Below are 18,399 nucleotides of genomic sequence, written 5' to 3' on the forward strand. Positions count from 1 at the left end.
TTCATTAACCTTTAGCCAAAGTGTTCTATAGGGCTATGATTCCGTCAATCCTATAATGGTGTACTTACCCTAACTGGCGTTTGAATTCTTTAACAGCGAAGAAGTAAGATGATGCCGACGCACCAGGCAAGCGCAATCCAGATGCCGCTGCCAACAGACCCTTCATACAAGAGGGCACGGATCGCATCCACGATTGAAGTCACGGGCTGGTTCTCAGCGAACTTACGGACTATTTTAGGCATGGTATCGGTGGGAACAAAGGCCGAACTGATAAACGGCAGGAAAATCAGCGGGTAAGAATAGGCTGTCGCACCTTCCATAGACCCCGCTTTCAATCCGGGAATGACCGCCAGCCATGTCAGTGCCAGCGTAAACAGCCCGAGTATCCCAGCTACCGCAAGCCAATCCAGGATATCAGCGCTGGAACGGAAGCCCATCAAGAGCGCGACGAGTAAAACCACCATGATAGTAAGTGCATTGGAAACAAGCGAGGTCAAAACATGAGCCCACAATACTGACGAGCGCTTGATGGGCATCGTAATGAAACGCGACATCAGCCCGCTCTTTACATCCGTAAACAGCCGCACGGAAGTGTAAGCAACGCCGGATGCGATAGCCATCAGCAAGATTCCCGGCAATAAATAATTGACGTAATTGTCCGATCCTGTCTCTATGGCCCCGCCAAATACGTAGACAAACAGCAGCATCATCATAATCGGTGTAATCGCCACCGTAATAATCGTATCCGGGCTGCGCATGATGTTGCGCATTAAACGGCCTAGTAATACCCCTGTTTTGCTTTTCATTTACATCTCCTCCTTTTTGCCGATGATTGCAAGGAAAATTTCCTCCAATGTCGGCTGCTTCTCGATATACTCCACCTTCACTGGCGGGAACATCTCCTTGAGTTCGGTTAGAGTACCGGTCGTGATGATTTTTCCCCCATGCAGAATAGCGATACGGTCTGCCAGTTGTTCGGCTTCCTCCAGGTACTGGGTCGTCAGCAGGATGGTCGTACCGCCGCCGGCAAGCTCCTTGACGGTATCCCAGACTTCAATCCGCGCTTCCGGGTCAAGCCCTGTCGTCGGTTCGTCGAGAAAAATGACTGCTGGCGTCCCGATCAGACTCATCCCAATGTCAAGCCGGCGCTTCATCCCGCCGGAATACTGGTCAGCCCGGCGGTTGGCCGCATCGGTCAGGCTGAATCTTGCAAGCAAATTGTCAGCGACTTGTGCGGGATTGGAAACTCCACGCAGCTTGGCGATCATCATCAGATTTTCCCGCCCGGTGAGCATGCCGTCTAAAGCTGCGAACTGCCCTGTCAGGCTGATGCTCTGGCGAACCTGATCCGGCTGACGCTGGACGTCAAAGCCACAAATACCTGCTTCTCCGCCATCGGACTTCATCAGCGTCGAGAGGATGTTGACGGTCGTCGTCTTGCCCGCTCCATTTGAACCCAGCAGGGCGAAAATTTCACCACGCTGCACCTCAAAATCCACCCCCTTTAAGACCTCCTTGTCTTTAAAGGATTTTTTTAACCCTTTTACAGAAATCGCTGCATTGTTCATACGTTTTTCCTCCTTATAGTAAGCGCCTTGCGGAGCTGGATTGCATACAAACCTCTACTTAGTCTGACAGATATTCTGTATAACTTAGTACCGGGGTAAAAATGAAACTGAATAGTGCAGGTGACAAATCACATTTGTAAAACACCTATTCAGTCGGTCTCATCTAGTGAATTTACTTTTTTCCCAATCGCTTCATGATACTCTCATTTAAATCTTCACGATACTTGGCAACATAGGTTTTAGCATTTGCCACTAATTCGTCGGCAAAGGACGCCACGTCATCCCCGGTGATTTCCAGCACTTGTCTGCCTTCCGCCGCACCGGCTTCGAACAACTCGATTAATTCATACTGCATGTGCAGCATATCCATTCCGTTGCCCGCTGAGAAATTCCACATGTAGTTTTGAATTTTCTTAAATACAAATTGGTAATCCTCTGGCAGGGCTTCAACCCGTGCCATCATCATCTTGTATTCTTTTTTATCACCAAGCATTTTTTTGAACATTTCCAACATGTTATTTTTCCTCCTTTTTTATAAAGCTGAACAAGACACTCCAAAAATATCCGACAGAGTATCTTATGAAACTAGGTTGACTTCAAGACGTTGATTTTTGATGATACAAAATCCCATTTTTCCCAAAATAATTCAAGTTCCTGGCGGCCGGCATCATTAAGGGAGTAAAACTTGCGGGGCGGCCCCATATCTGACGGTTTCTTTTCCACGTTCACCAGCTTTTTCTTTTCTAATCGCACGAGGATGGTGTAGACCGTCCCTTCCACGACTTCGGTAAAACCGAGCTGGTTCAGCCGGCGGGTAATTTCGTAGCCATAGGTTTCATGTCGGCTGATGATTTCCATTACACAGCCTTCAAGCGATCCCTTCAGCATTTCAGTTAAATTTTCCATATTCAGAGCCTCCTCTATTGTGTCTGACTTATATTCAGTATTACTTAGTACCAGGTAAAATTTATACTGAACAGCTTTTGCTATTCAGTATTGCTTATTACAAGTACATTGTATCACCAAGTAGCAAGGGGTGTCAACTATTTATTTAAAAAAGTTTCAACTAAGTTGCTCCCGTTAATTAAATAATAAATGCCGCCTTATTCGGCAGCATCCCTAAGCATAAGCAGCTCTATAATCAATTAAAACAGCAGTGAAATCTTTAGGGGTGTTTTGTCTGAACAGTAACTCAGCTAGTAACGAGAGGAGTATTTCAACGGAATTAATATATATAAGACTGATAAAATCTCAGTACAATCCTGCTGCTAGTTTCTTAAATTTAAATCTGAACGCAGCATTCCATACACAATGCTATCTGTCCATTCATCCTTATTCCAAAAGTCCTGTATGAAATGAGCTTCTTTTCTCATACCTATACGCTCACACAACTTTTGTGAGGGTTTATTTCTTGCATCAAGGCTGGCTTGTATACGATGCACACCAAACTCAACAAATAACTTCTTCACTAAATTACTCACAGCTTCAGTTGCATACCCCCTTCCCGAAGCTTCATTAGAAAAGCTATAGCCAATTTCAACAGTATCTTTCATATCTGTATACCATACAGATAAATCACCAATTACCCTGGTACCGTGTACTACTGCTAAACTTAACATTGTTTCTTTTGTGAGTGCACTATTCTCTAACTTTTTATTAAAATTTCCTTTGATATTTTCATGGGTCCACTTATCATGCAAGAGGTATCTACATGTATAGTCATTTTTATAAATGTTAAATACATCTTGTAAGTCGGTACTCTTAAACGGCCTAATTAATAATCTTTCAGTTCTGAATTCCAATTAAATCATCCTTTTAATAACAAAAAAATTGGTTACCCCCATTTAAGTTTAAAAAGGAAAAGAGCCACTATTGGCAGCAGGATCCAGGAGCGAAACACCCGTTTACTTATATACATTTATTCAGCTGCTTTTCCACCTATCAACGATGTGATGGCCAGGAACCCTGCATCTTCCTAATTTGAATAATTTGACCCGTATGGTATGCATCGTGAAGCATTATGTCTAATAGCTTTTCTACAAGAGAATTTTGTTCAAGCGCTTCAGTGGCTGTATTAATTAAAGCTTCTCTTAAACTGCGCTGAACCATTTCTGCGCGTTCCACGACAGCCATCCATTCCTTGTCATCATTTATTTGGTCTGTTAGGGAGAAAGTTTGATCCCCATCGAGATTTTGTGCCCATTCACGGCCTTCTAAATTTGCGGCAAGTCTCTTTTTATAGTAAATAAGATGATTAACATTTTCCCAAATTGATTTTGCTGTGTCTCCCGCTGGTCTCCACCTGGCCTGTTCTGCCGTGAGTCCTTCTATTGCAGGTTTGAATGGTGCATACCAGCTCTCATTATCGTATGTAGTATCGAGCATTCTTAAAAGCAAGTCAGTTCGATTCATTCATATCCACTCCTTAAAAATTGGCATCAACTAAAGAGTACTTCAACAAAATGGCAGAAACTCCTTTTTAAACTAACCCCCTCTGCTTGTTTATTAGTCAAAAGCCGCCTAGTTCGGCAGCTGACGCACCCGATAGCTCATAGCAAATAAAATACAACTCGCTATTTTTCCCAAAGCTCGATCAGCCGGCCTTCAGGGTCTTCAATCCAAATAAACTTCCCAAACTCACCTACCTCTTTTTCCTTAGCAAGAGGTACACCAATTTGTTCAAGATGATTTATAGTCTCGTCTAGATCATGTACTTGAAAATTCAGCATCACTTGTTGTTCTGTTGGAAAATAGCTGTCATTTTCGGCAAAGAAAGAAAAGATGGTTTCATTCCCTAATTGGGGTTTAACCACAGTCCCATTCCAATTTTCTATTTCAATCTTCAGTACTTCACTATACCATTTTTTTACAAAATCAAGATTCTTAGTCCTCCAAAATATTCCGCCAAAACCTTTTATCATCGTAACTAACTCCTGACTTTCTTTAATTTTTAGTTTTTCGATTACATTAAATATACGAGATTTAATGTTAATTCCCTTCTTCAACTATACTGCCCCTTTAGTCGAATAAAAAAAAGCTCCTAATCCTAGCCACTATTGAGCCCTATATTTTAAAGTGCAGTTCTTTACAAACTTCAGTATCTCTATAAAAAAAGGAACTGCTGCACCCAGTTCCTTTGGTATACTCCTCCAATGACCAGTTAAACCCAGTCTGCACTTTCATCAGCAAGTCTTTGTAAATCATTCATAAAAACACCAGCATGATAGCCATCACAAACAGCATGATGCATTTGTAAAGAGACAGGCAGGAAGAATTCATCATTTACTTGTGAATACTTCCCTCCGGTTATTATGGGTAAGAGAAAATCCCCGCCATTATTTATATTTAAATTAAATGCGGTAAAAGAACTCCAAGGAATCATAGAGATCGGAATATTATTATCTGGTATAGGTGTTTTTGGAAATAATCTCTCCGTACCATTGTAGTTTTCTACATCATTTTCATATTGAGAATGAAACTCAGAAAAAATAAATAAGTTTGGTGACCAGATGCCAGAAAATGTGTGCGTCTTCTTATCAAAAATTGTATAGAGAGGGCATATCTCTGTCCAATAACCTAAATTACCTTCTGAGTTAAAACTTATTCTAAATTCTCTGTGGGAGTTAACTATTTTTGTAACCATAAAAATAAACGCAGGATATAACTTATAATTCTTTTTCTTTAAGTTCTTCATCAGAATAGTAATATTCATTTCATTCGTTATACTGAATGTTGTCTGCTGCTGTAAATAGTGCTCAAAATATTCTTTTCGATCCCAATTGTCACGATTAATAATGTTAAATTTCATATTCAACGCCTCCTAATATAATTAAATTTATCTTAGGAGGCTATTTTCACTGCTTTTTTCATGACAGTCATCCTTTTTAATAAAAAATTTCTTTAAATTATCAAGTTCCACTAACCAGCCCCTCAGTTCAAAAAGCAATAAGGCATTCTACAGAATGGCCCCTTCAGATATTAAAACTCATTAATGTTTGAAATGACACCTTTTAATATTTCAATAGATTTTATTGGTTCTTCATCAAGCTCTAAACTGTGATTTCCACCATCAATCACTTTTAATATAAGATTTTGATTCTTTTTCAATTTTTCAAAGCGCTCCTCAATGAAACAACTATCCTGATCTCCAATCATACAAAGTCCCTTATGATCACTATTAACCAATGCGTTAAATACATCATCTCTTTGCAGCAATGGCGTCAGCCATACTGCTTTCGCACCTTTATACATTGCATTATTAAGCAGATGACTTAAAGCTATTGTTCCTATTGATTTAGCCACTACATAATAATTTCTGTATTTTTTGTTCTTAATGGCGTTGTCGATTGCATGTTGTACATCTCGTGTGAAATCCACTTCACTTAGAACAGACATTTCCTCCCTGCTAAATGTATAGTTAATGTGTAATACATCAAAACCTTTCGTGTAAAATAGCCCTGTTGTAAAGTGCAGCAGCGGAGCTTTTGTTGTGTAGCCAGCCCCGGGCAAGACAATAACTAAACTGTTTGCTTCTTCCTTTTGTTCTATCAATCTAAAAGGAATACTTTTTGAACCAGCAATTTTATGAGCAGGCACCGTTTTCTCACTTCCTTAGTCTGTCATATTGTCTTATCAACCTACAACTCTTAAAATGTTGAAAAATTTGCAGATATAAACTGATTCCCCTTAAATGGCCCTATACACAAAAAGACGCGTTACTCGAAAAGAACCCGAGTGCGATAATCAGATATAAAACTTTATTTACCTTCCGGAATGAAGTTATGCAAAAAACTAATTTGACGTGCTGATATCGTAAAGATAAAAAACATAATCATTAGATACACTTGAGTAACCCTGTTGACGAATCATTGCCGTAAGATTTCCGCGGTGATATGTGCCATGGTTAACAACATGCTGAATCAATTCAGAAAAATGAGTATCCAAACGCCCAAATTTAGGATGCTCTGGGGAAATCTCTTTATCCAAATCGCTAACATTGTTAAGAAGCTTTTGATATTCCTCTGACAAGCTTTGAAACAGTTTTTCCATTTCTTCAAGACTCTTATCCTTTGTCTTTTCTTGAGCAATGGCGATAGAAGCTTGAATCTCTTCCATACTATTCTCCTGCATTACACCGAGCCATATTGTATCTGTCGTATAAATATGAACAAGTGCCTTCGCAATCGAGGAAAAAACACTTTGTATTTCCCGATCATAAATGTCCTTGGGCAATTCTTTCAATCGCTCGAAAAACTTTTTATTCGCCCAAACGTGATAATCATACAGTTTTAACGCATGATGTTTTCCCATCAAGGACTTCCTCCCTTTTAGTTAAATTTTTCCTTCCTAAATACTTCGGTCTTCAATGTAAAAAGCCCTGCTAGATTGCTGAAGACCATTGCAACGCTTTTTTGAGCAAAAGCACCCGTTAGATTAAGCGTAGTTACTGCACAAATTTTCATCTATAAAGTATATAGACGCAATAGTTTGATATGAAAGTATGTTTATATAACCAATGGCGTTCTAAATGAACACGGATGAGGCTGGTCCAATAGCGGAGATTTCGGATAGTTTTTTCTAAGTTTTTTTGAACTCTTATTCATTTATGATGCAGTTAAAGCAGCTGAATTTTTAATTCCCTGAGCACATTGAATTGCTCGGTACCCCATTTTATCCAACCTTCTTATAAATCTCACCTATTCCCAGTGGTGTTTATAAATTGAGACGATTAAATAATATTGAATGTGACAAAATAGGCAGAAAAAACAAATGGCATAATATTTTTTCCCTCCTTCCTGAAATTGAATTTATGTCGCTTTGAATCCTCCTTTATTTGCATTTTCCAAGTAAATCCTCATCAAATTATTGAACAACTGTTGTTTTATTAACTATTGTTGTTTATTATTATAATGTTGTTTATCCTAATTATGTTGTTTATCTTAACAAAGGTTCAGAATTAAGTTCGCTTGATGTATGCATTTGTAATGCAAAAGAACAATTGATTAAGTTTTTTTGTCAAAGGAGGCGAGATTGGATGGAGACAAGGACAGACAGACGGATCCTTAGAACGAAGAAGGCCATTAATAAGGCGTTTCTTGAGTTGTTTGAGGAGAAAGAGTTTGATCGAATCACCATTAATGACATTACGGAGCGGGCGGATGTAAACCGGGGGACTTTTTATCTGCATTATACGGATAAATACGCTCTGCTGGCTCAATGCATTGATGATCATTTAAGCGGAATGTTTAACTCTCCTGGTTTTTCTAAGTTCATGGAGAAGGATGTGGAGGAAGCGGAAACGATAGAGGGGCTGAGGACTTTGTTCCTTTATGTGGAGGAGAATTTCTCTTTATTCTTTTCTTTGCTATCCAACAGAAGAACTTCAACATTTCGTGAACGGATGCTGTTAGTTATTACGTCTTTAATTCAGGATAAGATTGATATGGATGGGGTAAACCAGAACATGGATAAAACGTTAATTGTTGATTTTATGGCGCTGGCTTTTGTTGGGACTGTGGAGAATTGGATAATTAACGGGATGCCGCAGCCTCCACAGCTGATGGCAGAGCAGATGTGGGTATTATTAAAGCGGAATGGAATTAAATAAACGGAAGGCTGTCCGTTTAGGCAATAATCAGCGTTAGGAAGTTTATTCTGCTGCTTTTTGGATTATATAAGAATATTGTAATGGGCGGAAATCACAACAATTTCTCGATTTTTCGAATGTATTTATCTGCTTCTTTTATGCATCATAATTTATATAAAGTGACCCCTAATTATGATAGATGTTGTGCAATCCTCTTTTTTTATAATCCTGACTTAAGAATTTAGCTAGAAGGGGGAATTATCCGTGAAACTATATCAAATAAGAAAAGGACAGCTTGTATATTATAACAATGAGCTGCATCGGATATACGGTGTTAAACAGATGTATAAGCAATCCGTTCATGCAATAAGATTGAGGGATTTAACACAGATTTTAACGACAGCAGCGAGTGTAGAAAAATACAAACCAAATGAACATGACAGCTTTGTATTCAATCGGAATGTCTATACGCTGAGCAAAAGGAATGCTGAGGAAGGCGATCATATAATAATTCACAATCCGAAGCCTGATCCCCTTGATACATACTCTTTGAATGAAATCGATGTGGTGGAATCGTCAGATAAAAACGGAGTTACTACGAGTAATTCTCACGGACTCAAGCATTACGAATACATGGTAATGGAACCTGGCCGTGCTGATGCCAGCAATCCTATCGATTATCAGAGTATGGAAAATGTGACTGCGGAGAACTTAGATGACAGTGCGCTCGGACCTGTCATTACTACCAGCAGTGAGCAACTGCCAAGAGTAGGCAGCATTTATCGAAAGAAAGACGACAATGAGTTATTGGAAGCGATGGTAATCGCAATCAAGGGCCAGACCATATATCTTGGGGGCGGTTTAGAAGTTCCGCTGCATGAGTTAACGGACTCAGATATATGGGAGGTTATTTATCATCTCCTCGATATGTAATTAACCGGACAAGCTAAGATACTAGGAGGATTCTATGGGCAGTAAAAAACAAACTGGTAATACTGTTTTTATCATTTCTATATTAATTACACTAATCTTTATTATTTGGGGCGTCTTTTTTAAAAATAGTCTCACCAATGTCACTGATATCATCTACAAGGGTGCAATCGATTACCTTGGATGGGTTTATCTTGGCGCGGCACTATTCTTTGTAATCTTCTCCGTTTATATACTCTTCTCTAAATACGGCAGTATTCGCCTGGGTAAGGAAACAGACAAGCCTGATTTCAACACCGGCTCCTGGCTTGCTATGCTGTTTGGAGCTGGAATGGGAGTTGGGATCGTTTACTGGAGTGTTGCTGAACCAGTAACCCATTACGTAAAACCTCCCTACGGGGAAGGGTTCACAGCCGAGGCTGCCAATACCGCTATGAAATATACATTCTTCCATTGGGGTCTGGATCCCTGGGCGATCTACACTGTAATTGGATTGGCACTTGCCTTTTTCCAATACAAGAAAAAGCTTCCGGCAGCAATAAGTTCTGCATTCTATCCAGTATTAGGTGACCGCATTTACGGACCGATCGGAAAAACGATAGATATTCTGTCAATTTTCGCAACGGTCTTCGGTATTGCGACATCTTTGGGCCTTGGTGCCATGCAGGTAACAGCGGGAATGCATCACATCTTCGGCGTTCCGAATCATCTATTCGTCCAGCTGATTGTTATTGCCGTTGCAACCGTCATTTTTATCATTTCAATTAATACAGGGTTGGATAAAGGAATTCAATACTTATCAAATGGCGCTATGATCCTATCCTTTTTGATTATGCTGCTGATTTTGATTGTCGGCCCTACCTTGACTATTGTGAAAGTCTTCTTTAATACGACTGGTCTTTATCTTAGTGATTTCCTGCATTTAAGCTTTAGACTGGCACCATTTTCCGAAGGAGACAGCTGGATCGCCTCCTGGACGTTATTCTACTGGGCATGGTGGATTGCCTGGGCTCCATTCGTAGGTATGTTTATCGCGCGCGTTTCAAGAGGACGAACAGTCAGGGAGTTTGTTATTGGGGTGTTGATTGTTCCAACTCTAGGAACATGTTTATGGATGTCCATTTTTGGCGGTTCTGCGCTGGATCTCGTTCAAGGAAACCGTGACCTGGCAACATCAATCGCAAATAATGTAGACTTGTCTATCTTTACATTCTTTGATCAGCTTCCACTAGGTTTTCTGTTAAGTATCATCGGTTTTACCGTTGTAGCCATTTACTATATAACAGTTGCCGATACTGCAACCTTTGTGTTAGGAATGCTAAGTGAAGGCGGCACATTAAATCCTTCCAACAAGATTAAAGTAACATGGGGCATTATTCAATCTGCTGTAGCTGCAGTATTGCTATTCGCTGGCGGTCTGAACGTCCTGCAATCTGCCTCTCTCGCAGCAGCACTGCCATTTGCGATTATCTTGATTTTGATGTGCTTTTCCCTGCACAAAGGTCTCAAGAATGAGTATGAGGCAGAGAATAGCCATAAGTGAAACGGCACATTGTTAAAGGTAACTGACTAATCTTCCTGACTTCTTTTACAGGTCAGGAAGTTTTTTTATTTATTAGAAAATTCAGGCTTGTTGCCGCTGCCTGAGCAGCAGCTGACCTTGAACGTAAGCACCCGTTAGCTGAAGAAGGAATCTTTACCCCGAAAACTAATTCTTGGGCAGTTGGATGCCGCGCCAGCCGCTTACATCACATTGGCCATATTCATTATCACCCACAGCGACCACCGTTCCGTCCGATTTTAGCCCGACGGTATGGGCACAACCCGCTGCAATCGCCACAATATCGCGCCAATCACTTACATTGCATTGGCCATACTCATTCCAACCCACCGCCGCCATAGTACCGTCAGATTTAAGGCCGAGGGTATGATTACTACCCGCCGCTATCGCCACAATATCGCCCCAGCCGCTTACATCGCATTGGTCATTTTTATTCAAGCCCACTGCCGTCACCGTTCCGTCCGATTTAAGACCGAGGGTATGAAGATAACCCGCCGCGACCGCCACAATATCGCCCCAGCCTCTTACATCGCATTGGCGATACCGATTATTACCCGCAGCCGTCACCGTTCCGTCCAATTTAAGACCGAGGGTATGCCAGTCACCCGCCGCGACCGCTATAATATCATGCCAGCCGCTTAGCTTGAACTCAACCCCATGATTCCGGCCCACTGCCATCACCGTGCCATCCGATTTAAGCCCAATGGTACGACGCCAGCCTGCCGTAACCGCTACAATATTACTCCAGTCATTTACATCGCATTGGTTATGCTTATTCCAGCCCACAGCCGCCACAGTACCGTCAGATTTAAGACCGATTGTATGAGCATTACCCGTGTTCGCTGCCATATGAACATTACCAGCCGCAACCGCCACAATATTGCGCCAGCCGCTTACATCACATTGGCCATATTTATTATCCCCCACTGCCGTCACCGTTCCTTCCGATTTAAGCCCAACGGTATGACGACGACCCGCCGCTATGGTATTTTTAGGCCACCGTTTCACCTTTAACACCGCTTCTTCCGGTAACATATAATCCATGCTTTACCTCCTCGAAACAAGACCTATTTTATTAATGTATCACTTTTCCTGTAATACCTAACCTGCCCCGTTACTTTAATAAAAAATAGATGCCTCATTGCAGCCTTAGTCACTCTCGCACCTTTTACTTCAGGGAATTTTACTTTTCTTGCAGAACAAACACTCAGCACATATTATTCAAGTAACACAGCCTCATCCCCAACACTTACCTCACCACATCGTTCAACTTTTGCCCAAACACCAAATGTTGCAGCATGATTAGTTACCAAGGTATTCAATATTCCAGCATCCTGTTTTAGTTCCTCCTGAGGATTGTTGACCATAATGCACCTTTGAAGTGGGGCAACAATTTTCAGGGTAACACTTTCTCCTACTTGAATTAGTCGATCCACCCATTCATCCTCAAGATATCCTGTTGCTTCTGTTTCAATTAACATGTTTGCTCGAAATCGGCGAGGGTCTGCTATTTCTCCTAAATCCTTACTTAACATGTTTAACGCAGAGGTTGTGATGATACTTATTGGCCCTTCATCGAAATGTGATATTGATTCTTCCTTTGCCAATGATACTGGAAACCCTAACAACTCACTTAATGCTTTGTTTATCCCTTCCTGATCACCTCGATATTCTGTTCCATCGGGCATAGTTACTAGAGGAGTGTCCCCCTCATATCTTGCTTTATAGTTAAATAAACCTTCCATCTGTTGAAAGCGCCGTGTAGTCTTACCACTGCCAAATTTTCCATTCTCATTTTTTATTGCCCATAAGCGGTCTCCAAGTATGCCTCGACTATCAACTAGGGCAGAGGATAAAGACTCCCCCAAAATTGATTTCACAGGAAACCTATTGATTTCTTTGACTCTTCCTATACGTTCTTTCTTTTGATCCAAAGTTTATCCCCCTGTAATTAATCTGAAATGCACGTTAGTACAATTAACTCCCTGCATTTTATTACGTATCTCTTTAAACTATTCCTTTTCCTTCTTCAACTATCCTGCTGTTTGTTCAATAAGAAGATATTGAACAAAAAAGGCATTAATCCTTCCTGGATCAACGCACCCGTTAGCTTAAGCACACTTCTTCACAAACTATATTTTTAAACCAAAAGAAGTTGTCTATGGTAGATCAAATTAACTTTAATAATCTAAATTCCATAAATTAATTGCCCCTTTACCCGATCCTTGGGTTAAAATGTAACCAAATCATAAAGGCTCTTTAATAAAAATTGTTACTGGAATGCTAAAAGAAGAAAAGTTCTCTTAATACTCAATTACAATCTCTCCTTCTCCCTTTGGAACTTCGAATCCATTTAGGAAAGCAGTTAATATTTCCTCTGTTATTGGGAAGGCAGCATTTGCATCAAACCGGTTACTTCTTATCTTTAGACGATCACGCAAATCATTATGATTCACTTTCAAATAAATAAGACACCATTTACCTCCAGCAGCTTCAACTAGCTGCTTATATTCAATCCTTTCAGACTTTCTCCAAAAACTAGAGTCAACCACTACTTGTTTCTTATTAAGGATTAACTTTACTAGTTTATCACGCAATCTTAAATGAGCTTTTTCCAAATACTCTCTATACTTTTCAATCGGATAATCAATTCCGTATCGACCATTAGCAGACCAGACTTCTTCATCTATAGAAAGACGTACAAAACCCGCCTTTTCTAACTTTTGAGAGAAAGTCGTTTTTCCAGAACCGGCTATCCCGCACATCATTACTACTAAAGGGGTAAAGTCATCTCTCTCACGATAAAGGTAATCTAAAGCGGATTTTTCAAACACCTATAGTCCCCCTTTTAATAAAATTTTTTTAGATATTCTGTGCTTTATTATAATATTCCTTCTTTCACTAACCTGCCCCTTTACTTCAATAAGAAAGGAAAAGGTAATATTCCTTCTTAGATCAATACCTTTTCTTGCTCCATATTCAATCCGTTCGAAAAAACTCACCTCACTTAGATTTGAAGACCTATTCACACTCAATACCGAGCATCACCTTGAATTTCTTAGGAAAATCTAATTAAAAGGAGGGATTGACGTGCCAATAAAAATATTTCTATTTATGATGCTTTTCATATTTCAGTTCATTTCTGTGACGAAGGCAGAAGTTCCATTGAAGGCTGCGTTTGTTCGTGACCACCAGTTATGGATGAAAGAGGGAGATTATGAAATACAACTTACCAAAGATAAATATGTCTATTCACCGAAGTGGTCCTATGATGGCAGATTTATTGCGTACATCGACGGTGATGAGCAGGGAGAAAAGTTTAACTTGTGGATGTATGATACAGAGAAGAAAGAAAGCTATGAACCTTACCATAGTATTGAGACACATTCTTTTACTTGGTCCCCTGTTTCAAATGAACTGGCTTATTTATCTGGATGGGTATTAAATGTTACAAAAATGAAGGATGGCAGGCCTTATGGATTTCAAAATGTGTCGTTAGGTGTTAGTGGCTTTGAGTGGTATCCAAACGGGAAAGAGTTTATTGTTTCTGCTAGCTCAAACCGCCTTCCCACAGGCTGGGAGCCGATTAAGTTGTATCGTATACCAAAGGATATGAATCTTAACGAGAAAAAAGCGAAACTATTGTACTCAATTCCAATCGATGAAAATGATATATTTGCCGTTACTGTTGGTGACTTTAAGTGGAGTCATGACGGCAAATGGGTCAGCTTTCTCGGCACCCCTACACCTTCTTGGGCAATGGACAGTAATCCTTTATGTGTCTTATCTTTTGATGGAAAAGTGTTTCAGGACATCGGTAGGATGTTAGGATTTAGTGACTGGTTTAAGTGGGCACCACACGGCAACCAATTAGCTTATATTTCAGGAGAAGGACGGTTTTTTGTTGAAAATAAAATTACTAAAATTGCTGAAATAAAGGCATCCACCAAGCAGGTAGAGTATACACCGAAAGGATATGCAGACTTAGATTTGGAGTGGATGTCACCATCCAAAGTAATCGTCGCACGGTCACAGGAAAACAAAGCGTGGAAAGAGGGTCCAGTTCCCACAATGTTCACCTCTCTATTTGAGATAGATTTAGACTCAGGCACTCAGAATCAAATCACATTTCCAAAAGAAAATGAGTTAGATATAGATCCTCAGGTCGTTGGATCTTATCTCATATGGGTACGCAGACAAGATGAAACGCAGAAAGGTAATGTATTGATAAGGCATGAAAAGCAGAATGAAGCGAGAATTTGGATAGAAGATGTAGATTTTTCGCCTGTTATATTTAAAAAGTAACCAATGAGGAGAAAAAAACTTATAGCGTAATTAGCTCCAATACAGATAAAAATGTAAAAGAACAGCTAAAGCCCAGAATATATCACCAGAATTACAGGCAGTCCGTTTTGGACTGCTTTTCCTATTTTTTATTCCAAAAATGTATTACTTACAAGCGCTTAATCGCCCTCCTTCTTCAACTAGCCTGCCCCAGTAACACAATAAAAAAAAGCTGCCTGATTAGCAGCTGTTCTTGAACATAAGTTGGAATAATTAATAGGAATGAAATTGAAGCCACTTATGTGTTGGCTGGTGCATTTCTAATGTATAACAAAGCCATTGTTTCTGCTCATTACCGAGATAATCCTTTATTGTCATAAAGTCTTGATGGTCTTTTTCCCTTGTGCTTTTCGCTTTATATAAAAGTACTATTTCTGGATCTAGAAAGGGGATTCCGGTTTCAGAATAACTCAAAATTGAATTAATTGGGTATGAAATCCAATCTCCCATCCGCCAGCAATGAACCACATTTATTAAATCCTTTCATTTATAATTCTCTGGATCTGTCCCTGCCAGGAGAAATATGTTTTTCCCCTTTTTCATAAAGCAGTAGAAACTTTTTTATAAAGTTGAGACGGGGGACAATGTAAGAAACGATTATTGCCGAAACAATGCTTATTAGTGCTCCAGCCAAGACATCTGCAGGATAGTGGACCCCCACCCATATACGGGATACGCCAACCAAAAGGGCAATAATGATCCAAAGGTATCCCCATCTTTTTTGATAGATGAAAAAAGTCGTACAAAATGCAAAGAATAAAATGGTATGGTCACTTGGAAAGGAATTATCTACTGCTTTCTCTATTAATTTGTTTACATTAGACAATTCTGCAAATGGCTGATTATTTGAATGTAACTTTCCAGCAATTTTACCGATAATCTCAGCCATAATAAAGGCTAAAGCAGCCGAGATGATCATAAACCTGTTTTCTTTTCTCCTGGTAAACCAGAAAATTAAAGCCATTAAACCAAGGACAAATACCATATACTCAGCTAAAAATATGAATGTATGGTTTAAATATGTATGTTCTTTACCAAAATCATTAATGATCCTAAACAGTTCCACGTTCATTTGGGATAAATCCATCATTTATACTTCCTTCCTGTTTTATCACTATGAAAGAAGTATAGTCAATCATTTATTAGTTAAAAATCGATTTACCTTACATGAATCTAACAATTATGTAATATGAACGCAGCTGCTGAAATCAGAAGCTGAACCGGTTGAATAAATATTCATATGCAACAAACAATATAAGTAATTAAGCTAAAAAATCAGGAGGGATCACATGCTAAATTTATGGGAAACAGTTATGGATACCATGAAATCGATGACAGATCAAGATGAAGATCAACCTCTTCATGTAGGAGAAGTGATGGCATGCTGGATTTACTTAGCAGGCCTTGAATTAGCAAAAGTTTCTGTTCAAGCAGGTATAAATACCACGGCGGATAATGAACTAAAAGCAATACTTGAAGAAGACATGAAACTAGGGAACAGTCAGAGGGAACGACTTCATGATTTTATGATTAAGGAAGGAATTACTTTGCCTTCTGCCCCTGAAGATATGCCAAAATCAGACCCTAACAGTGTTCCTCTCGGTGTTAAATTAACGGATGATGTAATTGCAAACGAATTATCTTTAAAAATTATTAGCTTAATTATGCGTGCTGCCAGTGCTGCTTCAGAATCAATTCGTACTGATGTAGGTATATTGTTTATTCAGTTTCAAGCAGAAAAATTAGCTTACGCGACTAGATTAAAACATTTAATGCGTAAGCGCGGATGGATTCAAGTCCCACCTTTTTACGTCCCACCCGGTTCTCAACAACCGTTAGGCTAAAAATTCTATAATGCTATCTGTGTGAGTGATAAAGGTGAAAATTAGGCAGAGCAAAAACAATCAAATGTAATTTTAGGTTTACATAAACACAACTATAAAACGCCAAACCCATATGAATCGGGGATTGGCGTTTATATTTTTTTCATTTTATGCAGTTTTTTAAAAACCATTGATGGAAAAAAGCTGCCTGATTAGCAGCTGATCTTGAATATAAGCATCAGTTACATTAAGTACAATCCTTCAAAAACTCTTCAAACCAACTAAAATCATTTAATTGTAAAACTCCATATGTGTTTTTTCCTTTTTGTAATAATCTAGTCTGTCTTGTAAAGTACCTGTATGAAATTCAAACTTATGCCCATCTGGATCAGTAAAGTAAATAGACTTTTTATCTTTTTCGTCTCTTGGACGACCTGACAGGATGTTTACCTTCAATTTTTTTAGTTTACGGTACATATTATCAAATTCCGCTTCTTCTATTGAAAAAGCTATATGTGTATATGATTGGCAAATTTCAGTACGAGGAATATCCTTTTCTTCATTAAGGGCAAGCCATATACCGTTTAAATCAAAATATGCAGTACTTCTTCCCTTAACTAACAACATTGCATCAAAAACATTTTTATAAAACTCAATAGAAGCTTCTAAATTGGAAACTGAAAATAAAAAATGATTAATGCCTTTTATTGACACCAAATCACCCCAAACTAAGTTTTTTTATATAGTCATTATACAAAATCTTATTGAAGTATTCTGCCCCATTTGCCCAATAGTGACTTTAACAAAAGAAGCAATATTCCCTCCTGGATTAATGCCCTTTTAGTTGCAAAAGCAGGCCTGTGTTAATCAACTTATATGAATGTCTGTTCCATACTGAGCTAATTGCAGTTTCCTTGCCACAGATTGGGACGCTAAGTTGTCCTTAGAAGTGCTATATAGAGCAATTCGTCCTTGTATTTGTACTTCTGCAGCCCAGGCCTTTGCAACATCTGCACCGTATGCTCTTCCACGATAGTCTTCATGTGTAAATACACTTGCTTCGTCGGCTTTGGAAGTCTGCCTTGCACTACAGCAAATTGAAACTGGTCTATTGTCTTCAATTATTACAAAACAGGGTTGCTTATACTCAAAATCTTCATATGTATATGGAAAATGAGGCATTAAAATTTCTTTGTTTTCATGAGTTATTTTAATTGCTCTTGAATAAGTCCTGTCCCTTACATCAGGGAATACATACGCTGGCCCAGTCCATACATTATTTAAAAGGTGGTCCATGCTTAATACCTTTATAATTTTTTCTATGTGAGCACCAGGGTTAGTTCCTATAACTTGGTCTAACTTCTCTACAATACTCTTATCGAGGGAGTTTGAATACCTTACAATACTACCCATTCTAGTGTCTCCAACGAAAATTAGTGGCGCTGAACCGTAAGGTGGCTCATTCACAACTGTCACTCGATTTTCACTATCATGTCTAAATAACACATTCACATGATGCTCCATCAATTCTAAATCAGAGATCATACTATCCCTCCACACTCATCATTTCTGTCTAATATTCAAGAT

At 39.3% G+C, this 18,399-nt stretch carries 20 protein-coding genes and 2 pseudogenes; 5 read left to right on the top strand and 17 right to left on the bottom strand.

Annotated elements, in window-relative coordinates:
- Nucleotides 1-64: 64 nt before the first annotated feature.
- From QUF73_13900 to QUF73_13945, 10 genes and pseudogenes are all read right to left on the bottom strand, one after another.
- Nucleotides 65-806, bottom strand: a pseudogene (locus QUF73_13900) (ABC transporter permease).
- Nucleotides 807-1,568 (bottom strand): ATP-binding cassette domain-containing protein, encoded by a 762-nt coding sequence (locus QUF73_13905; GenBank protein ID MDM5227296.1) that lies wholly within the window; start codon nt 1,566-1,568, stop codon nt 807-809.
- 172 nt (nt 1,569-1,740) lie between these two features.
- Nucleotides 1,741-2,082 carry a DUF1048 domain-containing protein gene (locus QUF73_13910; GenBank protein ID MDM5227297.1) on the bottom strand — a complete coding sequence of 114 codons (342 nt, stop codon included), beginning with the start codon at nt 2,080-2,082 and terminating at the stop codon, nt 1,741-1,743.
- A 71-nt stretch (nt 2,083-2,153) separates the two neighbouring features.
- Nucleotides 2,154-2,474 (bottom strand): PadR family transcriptional regulator, encoded by a 321-nt coding sequence (locus QUF73_13915; protein ID MDM5227298.1) that lies wholly within the window; start codon nt 2,472-2,474, stop codon nt 2,154-2,156.
- Nucleotides 2,475-2,836: 362 nt separating this feature from the next.
- Nucleotides 2,837-3,370: a GNAT family N-acetyltransferase gene (locus QUF73_13920; GenBank protein MDM5227299.1), complete on the bottom strand. Its 534-nt coding sequence runs from the start codon at nt 3,368-3,370 to the stop codon at nt 2,837-2,839.
- A gap of 139 nt (nt 3,371-3,509) precedes the next feature.
- Nucleotides 3,510-3,980: a DinB family protein gene (locus QUF73_13925; protein ID MDM5227300.1), complete on the bottom strand. Its 471-nt coding sequence runs from the start codon at nt 3,978-3,980 to the stop codon at nt 3,510-3,512.
- A gap of 161 nt (nt 3,981-4,141) precedes the next feature.
- The gene (locus QUF73_13930) at nt 4,142-4,489 is read right to left on the bottom strand and encodes a VOC family protein (GenBank protein MDM5227301.1); all 348 of its coding nucleotides are present in this window, start codon (nt 4,487-4,489) and stop codon (nt 4,142-4,144) included.
- Nucleotides 4,490-4,728: 239 nt separating this feature from the next.
- On the bottom strand, nt 4,729-5,376 hold the full coding sequence (catA, locus tag QUF73_13935; GenBank protein ID MDM5227302.1) for a type A chloramphenicol O-acetyltransferase: 648 nt from the start codon (nt 5,374-5,376) through the stop codon (nt 4,729-4,731).
- 170 nt (nt 5,377-5,546) lie between these two features.
- On the bottom strand, nt 5,547-6,164 hold the full coding sequence (locus QUF73_13940; protein ID MDM5227303.1) for an alpha/beta hydrolase: 618 nt from the start codon (nt 6,162-6,164) through the stop codon (nt 5,547-5,549).
- Between the two features lie 195 nt (nt 6,165-6,359).
- Nucleotides 6,360-6,878, bottom strand: a complete 519-nt coding sequence (locus QUF73_13945) for a DinB family protein (GenBank protein MDM5227304.1) — start codon at nt 6,876-6,878, stop codon at nt 6,360-6,362.
- A gap of 724 nt (nt 6,879-7,602) precedes the next feature.
- Between QUF73_13945 and QUF73_13950 the strand changes: the two genes are divergently transcribed.
- The 3 genes from QUF73_13950 to QUF73_13960 all read left to right on the top strand — a co-directional run bounded on the left by QUF73_13950 (nt 7,603) and on the right by QUF73_13960 (nt 10,627).
- Nucleotides 7,603-8,175, top strand: coding sequence for a TetR/AcrR family transcriptional regulator (locus QUF73_13950; GenBank protein MDM5227305.1), 573 nt, complete (start codon nt 7,603-7,605; stop codon nt 8,173-8,175).
- 243 nt (nt 8,176-8,418) lie between these two features.
- Nucleotides 8,419-9,087 (top strand): hypothetical protein, encoded by a 669-nt coding sequence (locus QUF73_13955; GenBank protein ID MDM5227306.1) that lies wholly within the window; start codon nt 8,419-8,421, stop codon nt 9,085-9,087.
- A 34-nt stretch (nt 9,088-9,121) separates the two neighbouring features.
- Entirely contained in the window at nt 9,122-10,627 is a 1,506-nt protein-coding gene (locus tag QUF73_13960; protein ID MDM5227307.1) for a BCCT family transporter, read from the top strand.
- Nucleotides 10,628-10,792: 165 nt separating this feature from the next.
- Here the strand turns inward: QUF73_13960 and QUF73_13965 are convergent, their stop codons facing one another.
- The 3 genes from QUF73_13965 to QUF73_13975 all read right to left on the bottom strand — a co-directional run bounded on the left by QUF73_13965 (nt 10,793) and on the right by QUF73_13975 (nt 13,479).
- Entirely contained in the window at nt 10,793-11,689 is an 897-nt protein-coding gene (locus tag QUF73_13965; protein ID MDM5227308.1) for a chromosome condensation regulator, read from the bottom strand.
- A 173-nt stretch (nt 11,690-11,862) separates the two neighbouring features.
- Nucleotides 11,863-12,579 carry an MOSC domain-containing protein gene (locus QUF73_13970; protein MDM5227309.1) on the bottom strand — a complete coding sequence of 239 codons (717 nt, stop codon included), beginning with the start codon at nt 12,577-12,579 and terminating at the stop codon, nt 11,863-11,865.
- Between the two features lie 369 nt (nt 12,580-12,948).
- Entirely contained in the window at nt 12,949-13,479 is a 531-nt protein-coding gene (locus tag QUF73_13975; protein MDM5227310.1) for an ATP-binding protein, read from the bottom strand.
- Nucleotides 13,480-13,735: 256 nt separating this feature from the next.
- Between QUF73_13975 and QUF73_13980 the strand changes: the two genes are divergently transcribed.
- A complete protein-coding gene (locus QUF73_13980; GenBank protein MDM5227311.1) occupies nt 13,736-14,950 on the top strand; it encodes a translocation protein TolB in 1,215 nt (404 codons plus the stop codon).
- A 252-nt stretch (nt 14,951-15,202) separates the two neighbouring features.
- Here QUF73_13980 and QUF73_13985 read toward each other — a convergent pair.
- Nucleotides 15,203-15,427 (bottom strand): annotated as a pseudogene (locus QUF73_13985) (hypothetical protein).
- A 49-nt stretch (nt 15,428-15,476) separates the two neighbouring features.
- Nucleotides 15,477-16,076, bottom strand: a complete 600-nt coding sequence (locus tag QUF73_13990; GenBank protein MDM5227312.1) for an undecaprenyl-diphosphatase — start codon at nt 16,074-16,076, stop codon at nt 15,477-15,479.
- Between the two features lie 202 nt (nt 16,077-16,278).
- On the opposite strand from QUF73_13990, the gene QUF73_13995 reads away from it, so the two are divergent.
- Nucleotides 16,279-16,833, top strand: coding sequence for a DUF3231 family protein (locus tag QUF73_13995; protein ID MDM5227313.1), 555 nt, complete (start codon nt 16,279-16,281; stop codon nt 16,831-16,833).
- A 270-nt stretch (nt 16,834-17,103) separates the two neighbouring features.
- On the opposite strand, the gene fosM is transcribed toward QUF73_13995, so the two are convergent.
- Entirely contained in the window at nt 17,104-17,526 is a 423-nt protein-coding gene (fosM, locus tag QUF73_14000) for a FosM family fosfomycin resistance protein (GenBank protein MDM5227314.1), read from the bottom strand.
- A 153-nt stretch (nt 17,527-17,679) separates the two neighbouring features.
- Nucleotides 17,680-18,357 carry a GNAT family N-acetyltransferase gene (locus QUF73_14005; GenBank protein ID MDM5227315.1) on the bottom strand — a complete coding sequence of 226 codons (678 nt, stop codon included), beginning with the start codon at nt 18,355-18,357 and terminating at the stop codon, nt 17,680-17,682.
- Nucleotides 18,358-18,399: the final 42 nt, after the last annotated feature.

It is taken from the genome of Cytobacillus sp. NJ13 (genome assembly GCA_030348385.1).
Classification (GTDB): Bacteria; Bacillota; Bacilli; order Bacillales; family Cytobacillaceae; genus Cytobacillus.